Here is an 11,722-nt window from a genome sequence, read left to right as displayed (position 1 = left end):
CTAATTTCTCAAGGAAATAAAAGGGGTAAAAAAAAGCATGCACTTTGACCTATGTATTGCTTAATTTCTTAAAATTCATGATCTTAGTCCTTACTGTTTAAGGTCAAATATTTTTATTAACTATATCTATTTGCTTATGAATACTATTAATCCATCTTACCAAAAAGCTTTTAATATCTATCAATTTTCAGGAGAGGTAGCTGAGTCAGGAAAAAATTTAGAAACACGTGTCTCTGGAGGTGGCGGAGGAGGGTCTACCTACCAAGGGTCCGGGTATTCGGCTCCAGTCAGTATCACATCGCAGACTGTAATTCATGATCAGCTATTTTTAATAAATTCTGAGGGAAAAGAACGTTCTTTTCAACTTCAAGATTTCAATCTCGCCTGTAGGAAAGGGAATAACGTAACAGTTTACTGGTACATTCGGGAAGGTAAAAGCCAGGGCTCCTACTTTGGCGTTATTAATCATTCCACTGATCAAAATTACATTGACCAAAAAGAGACAAAAAAAATGTTTCTTAATCCACTTTACTTCTACGGACTAATTTTCTTGGGGATTTCTACCCTTATTCAGTTGCATATAATAAGCTTAATAGTAGCCTGTGTATGTGGCTTTTTTATTTGGAAAATGAAGAAAACTTCGAAAAAAGAGCGTGAAGAATTTTTGCAAAACATACTATCAACATGAGGAAAACAGCTACTATCTGCCCAATTGCGCATCAACCAATTCTCGCTTGAGTTTGCGCTCTCGATCCACCATATTCTTACGGTGATTGTCAAATTCTTCCTGCACCTCAGCCAAATCTTTCTGAGCTTTTTTGATTTTCCTGAAGCTACTGAAATATTGGAATGAGAAAACGGCAAGTGCTCCAGCAAGTACAGCTACTAAAATCCACATAAAAGAGGAATAAACTGCCTTGTGAATTCCCATTCCAAGAAAAGAAAAATTGTCCTTTTGTGCGATAGCATCTTGCTTCTCCACTTCAGCAGTAGCCAAGGTGGTAATAAGGGTATTGATGGAGTCTTTTTCACTCACTATCAAAAGCTTGAGATCTCCCACCTCTTTTCTCATCGTGCGCATAGAATCTAGAATATTGGACTTCAGCTTATCCAAGTTGGTTCGCTTGACGACTTTATATTCTTGGTAATCATTTGACTCACTATAGATGTAGTCAAACTGGCTATCGATCGTTCCTGATTGCAGAGAACCTTTGTCCTCAGAGTTAGCTTGCGCAAAAGTGAAAGAAGGAAGGGAAATAAACGTAATCAAAATAAGGAATAGGGGCAATACGCGCTTCATTGGGTAATTAATTTACAAACTAGGGTGAAAGGCTTCAGTCTCCAAGAAACATGCCTCAGAGCAATTTAAGGCCAATTTTTCTAATGAATTTCTATAACAATAAAGGTCACTAGCACTAAACATTGATTTTCAGCACATTATAACTTACATTGATTAAGATTTTTTAAGATAAATTTTTTCCTATGGCAAAAACAGTAAAAATATGGCTCGTCCTACTACCGGTAATCCTAATTATTGGGGTGACACTCTATATGCAATCCTTCAACAACCAGAAGGAGCTGGAAAACCAACTTACTCGAAGTGTAGAAGCTTCCAAAAATGATATTGTCCGGGCGCTTTCAGATTATTATACACGAGTAGATGCTCACTTTATGCGAGAAGCTGCTGCGCATGCTTTCAGCTATACCGACAGCAGCAAATCCGAAGCAGCGATACTCGCCAATATCATCAAATTTAATTTCAAATATTCCAATCCAAGACTAATTAGGTCAAGCTCAGAATTTGACGATTCACTTGGCTTCAGAAATGGCCTTGTGATCAAAAACGGATTAGTTGTGAATATTGATAATCTGCATAGAAACTACGATTTAGATTCTCTCATAGCAGCTTTCAAAATTTCCCAAAAGCAATCAATCCATTCCGACAGCAAACTGATTATCGATTTGGAAATCCCGATAGCAGAGCTTTTGAGAAAGCAGGAAACCAATAAAATATTTGAACACTTCTTTATCACCTACAATGACGGGACGATTCTCTATCCACCAGAGGATACGGGCATCAAGTTATTCCTTCCTAAGGATATAGAAATAGACACGTTAGGAGTGACCAATTCGGGCACAGATATTATACGACTCAATTATTCTGGAAATCAGTCCAGGGCCTATGTATCGCCTATTGCCATGGAAAACCAACAGCTCTATGCCGTAGGCTTGATCTCAGAAGATACTTACCAAAAAGTAGGGATGCGTTTAGATTTTGGCAAGTTGAGCATGTTGATACTCTTTCTGTTGATTCTGATCGCTTTGGTTCCTATTCTAGGTGTGATGAACCTATCTCCAGGAGACAATCTCACGCAAAACAAAGTGACTCAAGTGGGCATTTCTCTAGTATGTTTGACTATTATTATAGGCTATTCTATTTCTCAGTTTCGAAATGAACCCGATCCCGTGAAACAGCAAGTTGGCTTGGCAAATGAGATAAAATGCGAATTAGAGAACTCTTTAAATATATATAGAAGCTTTTTAGAATCTTTCACTGAGTATGAGCAGCTCGCTGATGAACCTACCAATTTCAATGAGGTAATCTCCTTTAAGGCAGATGGCTATGCAGAGAAAATCTATTTCAAGCATACAAATACCGAGTCAAAGCTCGTGGATTTTTCGAATATCAGCTCGGCAATAGATCTGAGTCAACGAGAGTATTTCACCATTTTCAAAGAAAAAGGAAAAGAAAAAGTCACCTTTCTAAATTCACATTACAGTCGCTCAGACGGACAGCTGGAGACTGTCATCTCCAAGGATTTTGCACCTTCCAAGCTAAGACCAACTATCTCTGGCATCAATGCAATCACATTTAAATTCAACGTAAATCCAGATTTAAGCAAGAATTACCGGTTTTTGGCACTGAAAGAGAATGGGAAAATACTGATGAAGAGTAATAAAATCTCCTCTCCTATCGCCAAAATCCAAGAAGGAATCAATCAAGCAAAGTGGGGAGAGATAGAGTCTCTGATGAAAAATAATTCAAACTCTGATGCCCAAATCCAAACCTCCCTATACTTAAATGGGAATTTCTATACGGGAATACTTAAAAGAGTAAATACCACTGATTTCGATGAAAATGTATGGTTACTATTTTTGGTAAATGAAAACATCAATCATGCTTTTGCTTCTCTCAGTTCTGCAGAGTCCATATCTCTACTCGGAGTATATTTTTTAGGCTTATTACTGAGTCTATTGATTCAAAAATATTCAAGACGATCACTGGATAAGCAGGGAACCAAGGCATTTCTTTACTCTTGGCTGGAACCCAATGCCAACAACCTTCCCCGACTTAATTATCTGATTATCGCCTATATCTTCTATGCTATCGGTCTGATTGGCACCTATTATATAGCAGACACCTCTCATATAGAAATGCTGCTGATACTGATATACTCTAGTTTTTTGATCTCACTAGTGAACCTGTCAACTTCCATCAGTTCCTTGACTTTTGATGATTTCACCGAATTCAAAATTCGACGCTATTCCATGCGCACTATTATTCTCGTAGGCATCAACCTAGTGCTCCTGCTTTTTATCGCTATATATAATTTCCAAATCCTATTAACAGCGCTATTTCTGACCTTGCTTGCCTGTGCTATTATTGCAATCTGGTTCTTGATTATCAAGCCAAAGGCAAGTTTCACCAAACATCACAAAAGCATAACAATACCAGCGTTTCTTGGCATGTGGTTCTTGATCATTGGCTTTTTACCAGGCTATTTTCTGCAATCAAAAACTCAGATGTACGAGCAAACCATCTGGAATGCTTCCAGCTCTCAACAAATGACTGATCCCGGCTCACTAGGTGATTCACTAAACACATTTCAAATACAGTATGAACTAGATAGGAGAAAAATTCTTAGCTGGATAGCAGATCCTTTTGACCAAAAAATCAAAAATTTCATCGCTCCAAATCAGTTTGTTTTCAAAAAGGCAATGGAGAAAAGGAGCCTTGATTTCCCGAGTTTCTCAAGACTCATCTATAATCTAATGGTAGTGCTCACGATGCTAGCGCTGTTCATTCTTTTTGTAAACATCATCCAAAATATTATTTTCTATCCTTTTTTCAGTTTGAAAAGAAAGGGAATAAACTTCTCCAAGCCCAAACTATTTCTATGCTCTCCACAGACGGGTATTCCTGCGGAAATGATCCAAAAGAAAATAAAAGATGAAAAACTCCAGACCATTAACCTGTTGGACACGGATCTTGCTAAGGAGGGGCTTATAGAATCAGACAAAACTCATGTCCATGTTCAGAATATTCATTGTCTGAAAAACCAACTAGATATCGTACCTCTAATGAATAGGCTTATTGATGAAAAAAAATCTATCATCATCAGTTCAGGCAAGAGTTGGGATGAGCTATTTAATAGAATAAAGGAAATAGACGATCAGGTGATGTATTCGGAGACCTTCACGGAGTTTGAATTCCACATACTTCCCATCAACCTGCAAAGTTTTAAAGCAGAGCCAAATGTCAAAAAGCATGTCCTGCTTCACCAAGCAGAAAATGAAGAAAAAATGCAACTGGGAATTGCCCAATTCGCAGACATCTGGTCTGAGTTGAATTTCCAGGAAAAACTTGTCTGTTACTCCTTTTCAATGGAACGCTTTCTCAATAAATCACGCAAAAAAGCCATCAATGAACTGATTCGAAAAGGTATCCTCATCAAGGCAAAAGCCAGCAATGAACTGGAAGACACAAGCCCAGCTATCAATCCAACTAAGGACGAGGAAGTAGATAACACCCTGGAATGGCAGAAATATGAGTTTTTCAGTAGATTATTCCAGACTTATATCTTGACGCATGTGAGTAAGCAGGAGATCAAAAGCTTCCAGGATTTTGAGAGTAAAAATGGAAACTCCAAGATGATCCAAGTTTCTGCGGTGAGTTTTGTACTGATATGTTTTGCCTTGATCAGCATTTTTGACAAATCATTTTTAAACGAGATTTATGCCTACCTCACCGGAACGCTAGGTCTACTGGGAAGTTTATATGCCATATTGATTCGTGGATTCTCAGGATTCAAATTTGGGAAAAGTGAAACGCCTGCCTAAATCCTAGGGCAGGAATTAAATTTCCTTGACGGTATCTACTTGTGAAGCAATCCAAGCTGGGCGGGAAGAGGCAAAAAAAGTAATTACGATCATAGCCAGACTGATCCAGATGAAGTCAGACCAAATCATTTTCACGGGATAAGCATCTACCACGGCAGAGGAAATCCCAAGCGAAACTAATCCAAAAGTCTGCTGTGCCCAGCACACCAAATAGCCAAGAATTAAACCAATCGCTGCACCACTAAACGCTATCAAAGCTCCTTGTTTTAAGAAAATCATTCTGATTAATTTCTCCGGCGCACCCATAGCCTTGAGCACCGCTATATCTTTCTTCTTTTCAATCGCTAGCATGCTCAGCGAAAAGAAAATATTGAAAGAGGCTATCGCCAAAATAAATGTCAAGGTGAGGAAGACGAAAAACTTTTCCATCTGAACAGTACGAATCAAGTCTGCGTGCTGCTCATCTGCATTTTTCACCGAAAAATCATCCCCCAGATGTGCCTTCAGTCTTTTGTGAACCTCGGCAATAGAATGACCTTCGGCAACTTTCACTTCTAGTGAAGTTCTTTTATCTCCATATTTCAACAAGTCTCGAACAAAGAACAATGGTGCAATCACATACTCATCATCAAACTGACGCTCCCCGATACTGAAATAAGCCACGGGATCCAGCACGGCTGATTCATAGAACTGGGAAGGATCGATCGAGGCGGCACTTTTCGGTGCTTTGGGATAAAATATTTTCAGCGGAACATTGACGTTGTCGAGATTTACCGAAAGAAAAAACCCAACACCCCTACCCAAAATTGCAGCGGGATTAATTGCTGTTCCCAAGGTGGTGTCTCCCCAGAAATAACCTCTGGAGAATCGTCCCTGATCTAGAAAATTATCAGAGACACCTTTGAGCCTGCCTATCATCTGATTGCCATTATAATCCAGCAGGGCATTGTCCTCGATGACTTCGGTGAGAATCGCTATGCCTTCGATGTTTTTGATGCTATCCAGCCACTCTTCATTCGTCATAAAGCTTTTACCTACCGTAGCTTCAATCTTCAGCTCAGCATCGAAGCTCGCAAATAGTCCTCGTATCAAATCCTCCAAACCATTGAATACAGACATCACTATCACTAGAGCCATCGTGCCCACAGCAACTCCTATCATAGAAATCCTGGACAAAATGGTAATGAAGTTCCGCTTCTTTTTGCTGCGGAAATATCTGGAGGCTATGAAAAAGCTAAGATTCAAGGATAGTTTGATTAATCCTCTTCTTCTTGATCTTCTTCCTCAGCTGGAGCTGGTGGGATCGCTAGATCAGAAATCACCTTGTCCATATGTTGCGCATAGGCTGCCGAATCATCTGGGAAGAAGGCTATTTCAGGAATGACACGCACGGACTTGCCAATTCTCTTGGCTAATTGGTGCCTGATTTCTTTTTTGTGTGCATTGATCAGCTTGTAAGTCGCTTCTGGGTCAGCTAATAAAAAGCTTAGGTAAACTTTTGCCAAACCCAAATCTGGACTCATCAAAACGCGAGTGATCGTCACCATAGCGCGACCGACGAGGTGTTTTGATTCCTTTTGAAATATGTCTCCAAGCTCTTTTTGGATCAGCTTCGAATATTTTTGTTGTCTTTTACTTTCCATATGAAGTATTTGTGGTACAAATTTAGCGAAATAGTTTGGCAAGCTTTAATTTCGGGCAAAACCAAACACTCTTCTCCAATATACCTTGTTCAGTTTTTTTAAATTAAATGACCCCTTCAGGCTTATCGGCATAGGAATATACGTCCTCCTGCTGACAATCGTCTATTTGGTACTTAATCCTTTCCCAATTACCAATCCACAATTGATGTGGATGCTATTGGGAGAGCGCTTGGGCCAAGGATTCTATTTGTATCAAGATATCATCGATGACAACGGCCCGCTATCAGCAGGCTTCTTTACCTTCATGGATTTTCTATTTGGTCGTAGTCTATTTGCCTACGAGGTAGTGGGTAGGATTCTTATATCCTTTCAGATACTTTATTGGAATTCCATGTTGATCAAGTTCAAAGCTTTTGACATCAACACTTATTTGCCAGCCATTATCATGGCAGCTCTATTTCATTTTTCCTTTGACCTACTCAGTTTGAGCCCAGCATTATTAGGATCTACCTTCCTGATATTAGCCCTAGGTCAGCTTTTCTCTCAGACGGTACTTCAGAAAGACACCAGTGAGTCCACCTTACTAATAGGGATTTATGCTGGTCTTGCGACGGGTTTTAATCCAAATTACATCCTCTTTTTACCCTATATGATTTTCACTGGGATCGCCATCTCTAGCTTTTCCTTTCGACAGCTGATGCTCTCTCTAGTAGGATATTTCCTCCCGCTATTATTGATATCTGTTTTCTATTTCTGGAACGACGGACTAGAAGAAGCTATACAAATTTGGCCACTCACCTTCTTAACCCAAAAATATGAATACCAGTCGCTGGTGAATTGGTTAATAATTGGACTATTCCCACTCTTACTTGCTGTGGCGGGTTATTTCATGGCCACTGTACTTAGAGGTTCTACGATAAACCAGCAAAAGCAGCGACAACTTATCGTCATTTGGCTACTTTTTTCTGCAGCACAACTATTCATCATCAAAAAACAGGCTGCCTATCAATTGGTAATTCTCATACCTGGGCTTACCTATCTGATCACTCAGTTTTTCTTGAACACCAAAAAAGAGGTTGTTGCCAAGACTGCATTTTACCTTTTGGTTTTAGGTCTTCCGGCGGTTAGTTTTTGGTTTTGGCAACAAAAAATAGCGGAGTCTGACTATTTTGTTGCTAAAACAGAAGCAGAATATTCAGAAGATATCATGGTGTTGGGGGACGATTTGTCTCCTTACCTGAATGCTAGTCTAGGCGGTCCATTCCTAAATTATCGCCTAAGCAAGCTCTATCTGGAGCAGGATCGTGGCTTAAGAGAAAAGGCAAGACTTTTTCAGATGCTTCAAAAGCAAAAACCAAGTACTGTGCTCGATCCAAATGGAGACTTTGAGAAATTACTCAAGCAATTTCCAGCCTTGGAAGAACAATATCGTAAAACCTCGACTGGCGTTTATTCTTTGAAAAAGTAATAAAGGCAGCATTTCCCAAAAGAATTAATAGTTAAACTTACATTTTAATCATTTGATTATCAGGTAAATAAATACTATTTTAAGAAACCACTTTGTGTTTGCTTACCCTAATTCAACTGTTTCATGGAATCGATAAGTCAAATGCTGGATACATGTTCTTTGCCCGAAAAAATGCAGTTGCTGGAATATGCGAAAGTTAAAAACTCGGCCGGCACCAAAAAGTTGATGCTCATGAAACTCTTCGTGAACCAACCTGAACTTTCCGATTCTGAATACGCCCAAAAAATCTACAAAAAGCCAGAAACCGCTGCCTACTTCCAGTTGAAGAAAAGAGTTAAGGATGAATTTGAAGAGCTTTTTATGCTCCTAAAGCCGAACTGTTTAAAGAAGGAGACTCAGCTACATATCGAATGTTCTGAATTGCTGCTCAAAAGCCAGCACATCCTCGCCAGAGGAATTCGAGCGGAAGGTTCCAAGTTGTTAGAGCGCGGACTGAAAATGGCAATTAAGCATGGTTTTCATGACTTAGTCTTGACTATCTATAGTACGGCAAAGAGATTTGGGCTTTATGAAGTTCTCAGCAATAATGACTTGCCAGAACTTGAGATTGCCATTCGAAGCCATTTGCGCTTGTTGATTACCAAAAATCAAGTAAAGGAAGACGATCCGCCACAGGCTAAAAACCATCACCTCAAGACTATGATTCGCCAACTCAGCTTTAGTCGGAATTCCTGGTCCAAGCTGGATCTAATTAATAAATCTATTCGAGATGGAAAGTACAAAACTGCTATGGCTCAAGTAACACAAGCCGAATCAGAATGGGATCAGAATACAGAATCCAAGACAAAGGATGAATTACTCATTGCAAAAATGTCTATTCTCCTTGCTCAACGGAAATTCCCCAAAGTACTAGCCGTGTGTAATGAGTCTCAAAACACCTCTGATTTTTCGCCAGAGAATGCACTCAAACACTCACTGATTCACTGGCATTCCTTATTCCATCAGAATAAACTGGACGATGCTCAGCTAATTCTTAAGAGAAAATTGATGAATCTGGGTTCTCAGCAATGTCCCTCCTGCGCCTATTTAATGGCCTACGTTGACTTCAAGCAGCAGAGTTTCAAGGCTGCGTTGAAGCAAATCCACAGCTGTCAGAAAGATCTCAAAAATAAACTAGACTATTACCTAGGCTCAAAAATGCTGGAACTGATGATACTTTTTGATCAAAATGATCAGGACTGGCTGGAATACAAAATTGAGAACTTCAGAAAATTGGTCTCTAGGAAAAAGGGCAAAATAAATACAAGAATTGATTATGCTTTTCAGCTTTTCTCAAAGCTTCAGAAATCTATGCACAAACCAGAATGCATTGATCTGACTCTCGACCCTCTCTTTATTAAATTACAAAATGAAAAGGGTGATTTGGCCTGGCATCCCCATTCTTTCGAGTTGATCCGCTATGATAGTTGGATCCTTTCTTTACTCAAAAGACAAAACTCTTAAAGACTCAAGAGTCAATCTACCTAAGCTCCACTTTGATGCCTACATTCTTACTTTCTGAGAAAGGGCTATGTCAACTGTAGCATACATTATTTGATTATTCTAATGATTTTCAGCCAATTGTAATTTTTTAATTCTTAATTATCGCATAAAAGACCAATATTATTTCCTGTCATTTGCTAACCAAGTTAGATACCTTGAGTCAGGTTTTTAACCGTTTATTTTTAATCTTTTTTACTAGCGATATGATCCATTCCGCCTTGGAATTTTTAACAGCTGAATTGAATGCCTTTATCAAATTGAAGGTAGGGGATACTATGGGGAATCGAATATACCTCTCCAGTGTCACCAATGAAGCCGGTATCGCCATACCTGACCAAAGTCTAGGACTGTCATTAATCAATATAGAAGAGGAGCGTACCATAAAGGAACAACGAAGTACTTATATCAATCCAGTTGGAAAAGTAGAAAAACGCAATCCAGAGATACGATTGAATCTTTATGTGCTGATCACAGCCAATTTCCAGAATAAAAATCTAAACGACTCTTCTGACGATTATGTAGAAGGACTCAAGCAATTGGGCTATGCCATATCTTTTTTCCAGTCCAAAAACGTATTCACCACCGAAAATAGTCCTGGATTAGCGGGATTTGACCCAGAGTTAGCAAAAATTGTGGTGGAACTCTATAGCTATTCTTTCGAACAACTCTACAATTTCTGGACTGTGGTAGGTGCCAAATACCTGCCTTCAGTACTATATAAAGTAAAGACGCTTAAAATCCAGGAAAATGCGATCCAAGAAAGTGGGGATCCAATTGAAAAAATTCACCTCGATACAGTACATAAGTCATGAGCATCATCTACACACGCCTAGGCGAAGTAGCACTTCGCCATGATTTCTACCGTGACGGTTTAGCCAAGGACATACTATTAATGCCCACTCAGGAAACTGCTCATTTGATGAAAAATGGCAAAATCCTATTTAGGGAAACTCCGGGTGGAATCGTGTTACTTTATCGAGCAGAAGAAGATGAGCTTACTCCTCTTACACCACTTGCTTTACCTCAGTCATTTTTCTTCTTTTTCAAACCAGAAAATGCCGCATCGTTTCTTCAAATCACTGATTTAGATACAGGGTCTGAGGAGTTTCAAGCTGGCAAAGTTCCATTTTTCCAAAACAGTCCAGCAGCTGCCTCCACGGATAGTGAGAATCCTGAGGAGCTTAGCTATCAATTACTTGATGGACTACGGCCAAAAACTTTCTCGCTGGAATTAAGTCTAAATCCTATACCATCTTCAGTTCGGATCAAGGTTCGTAATGCTCCTGGAGAAGTAGTCTCTCCAGGAAAAGATAGTGCTGGCACACCATTACCCGATGGCTATGAAGTGAATCCAGATGACCATGGGAAATTTAAATTCATATTTAATTTCAATGGGAAAAAGGAAGGAGTTTACACCTTCACTCTTCGCAATACTGCTGACACTGAAGATCTCTGGTCCAAAAAATACTGGCTAGGGGAAACTCAAACTGATCAGCCTTTTGGCATTGTAGAACTACGATACGAAGCAGCTCCAAATCATCTTTATGGCAACAAGGAATATTACCAACTCTCCTTCAATAGAAAGGAAAGTCTGTGGACCTATTACGTGGTCAATGGTAATAACAAGGTAGATCTGATATCGAGCCAACTACAAATTCAAGATCAGGGAAATGAGGGCACAGTGCCTTATGGAAGCTATGCTTTTGATCAGATTGGTGACAGTCCAAATGCTGATATTAAAATAAACAATCTGGAAACGGTGATTTTCCAGTCCCAGGTCAAGATTCCTTATTTCGAAGTCCCAAAGCTCAACTTTCAGCTTCGCAAAACACCTGAAAATCAGGTGTTGATTCCCAACCTTCCTAATCCTTCCCGATCTGCCCCAACCAAGCAAAGTGGCGGAGAGGTTAACTCAGAAATATATGTATTCATCTAGCAAACAATCCGA

At 39.4% G+C, this 11,722-nt stretch carries 9 protein-coding genes; 6 read left to right on the top strand and 3 right to left on the bottom strand.

The genetic code is table 11. The annotated features are described in order from the left end of the window. The first annotated feature begins 136 nt into the window (after positions 1 to 136). The gene (locus LV85_RS14660; protein WP_111320729.1) at positions 137 to 688 is read left to right on the top strand and encodes a hypothetical protein; all 552 of its coding nucleotides are present in this window, start codon (positions 137 to 139) and stop codon (positions 686 to 688) included. 12 nt (positions 689 to 700) lie between these two features. On the opposite strand, the gene LV85_RS14655 is transcribed toward LV85_RS14660, so the two are convergent. Continuing rightward, on the bottom strand, positions 701 to 1,300 hold the full coding sequence (locus tag LV85_RS14655) for a hypothetical protein (protein WP_111320727.1): 600 nt from the start codon (positions 1,298 to 1,300) through the stop codon (positions 701 to 703). Positions 1,301 to 1,482: 182 nt separating this feature from the next. Between LV85_RS14655 and LV85_RS14650 the strand changes: the two genes are divergently transcribed. Further along, a complete protein-coding gene (locus LV85_RS14650; protein WP_111320725.1) occupies positions 1,483 to 5,121 on the top strand; it encodes a hypothetical protein in 3,639 nt (1,212 codons plus the stop codon). Positions 5,122 to 5,136: 15 nt separating this feature from the next. Here the strand turns inward: LV85_RS14650 and LV85_RS14645 are convergent, their stop codons facing one another. Both LV85_RS14645 and rbfA read right to left on the bottom strand, forming a co-directional pair. Beyond that, entirely contained in the window at positions 5,137 to 6,366 is a 1,230-nt protein-coding gene (locus LV85_RS14645) for an FtsX-like permease family protein (protein WP_245942320.1), read from the bottom strand. A gap of 11 nt (positions 6,367 to 6,377) precedes the next feature. Then, entirely contained in the window at positions 6,378 to 6,764 is a 387-nt protein-coding gene (rbfA, locus tag LV85_RS14640; RefSeq protein ID WP_111320721.1) for a 30S ribosome-binding factor RbfA, read from the bottom strand. Between the two features lie 205 nt (positions 6,765 to 6,969). Between rbfA and LV85_RS14635 the strand changes: the two genes are divergently transcribed. The 4 genes from LV85_RS14635 (at position 6,970) to LV85_RS14620 (ending at position 11,710) form a co-directional block, all read left to right on the top strand. Next, positions 6,970 to 8,232, top strand: coding sequence for a hypothetical protein (locus LV85_RS14635; RefSeq protein ID WP_111320719.1), 1,263 nt, complete (start codon positions 6,970 to 6,972; stop codon positions 8,230 to 8,232). A gap of 123 nt (positions 8,233 to 8,355) precedes the next feature. Continuing rightward, positions 8,356 to 9,735 carry a hypothetical protein gene (locus tag LV85_RS14630; RefSeq protein WP_146260481.1) on the top strand — a complete coding sequence of 460 codons (1,380 nt, stop codon included), beginning with the start codon at positions 8,356 to 8,358 and terminating at the stop codon, positions 9,733 to 9,735. A gap of 242 nt (positions 9,736 to 9,977) precedes the next feature. Continuing rightward, on the top strand, positions 9,978 to 10,586 hold the full coding sequence (locus LV85_RS14625; RefSeq protein WP_111320715.1) for a DUF4255 domain-containing protein: 609 nt from the start codon (positions 9,978 to 9,980) through the stop codon (positions 10,584 to 10,586). Further along, positions 10,583 to 11,710: a hypothetical protein gene (locus tag LV85_RS14620; protein ID WP_111320713.1), complete on the top strand. Its 1,128-nt coding sequence runs from the start codon at positions 10,583 to 10,585 to the stop codon at positions 11,708 to 11,710. Before LV85_RS14625 ends, LV85_RS14620 begins: the two co-directional genes overlap by 4 nt. Positions 11,711 to 11,722 lie beyond the last annotated feature (12 nt).

The sequence above is a fragment of the Algoriphagus chordae genome (assembly GCF_003254055.1).
In the GTDB taxonomy this organism is placed as follows: domain Bacteria; phylum Bacteroidota; class Bacteroidia; order Cytophagales; family Cyclobacteriaceae; genus Algoriphagus; species Algoriphagus chordae.
This window is presented reverse-complemented; position numbering and strand designations above follow the sequence as displayed.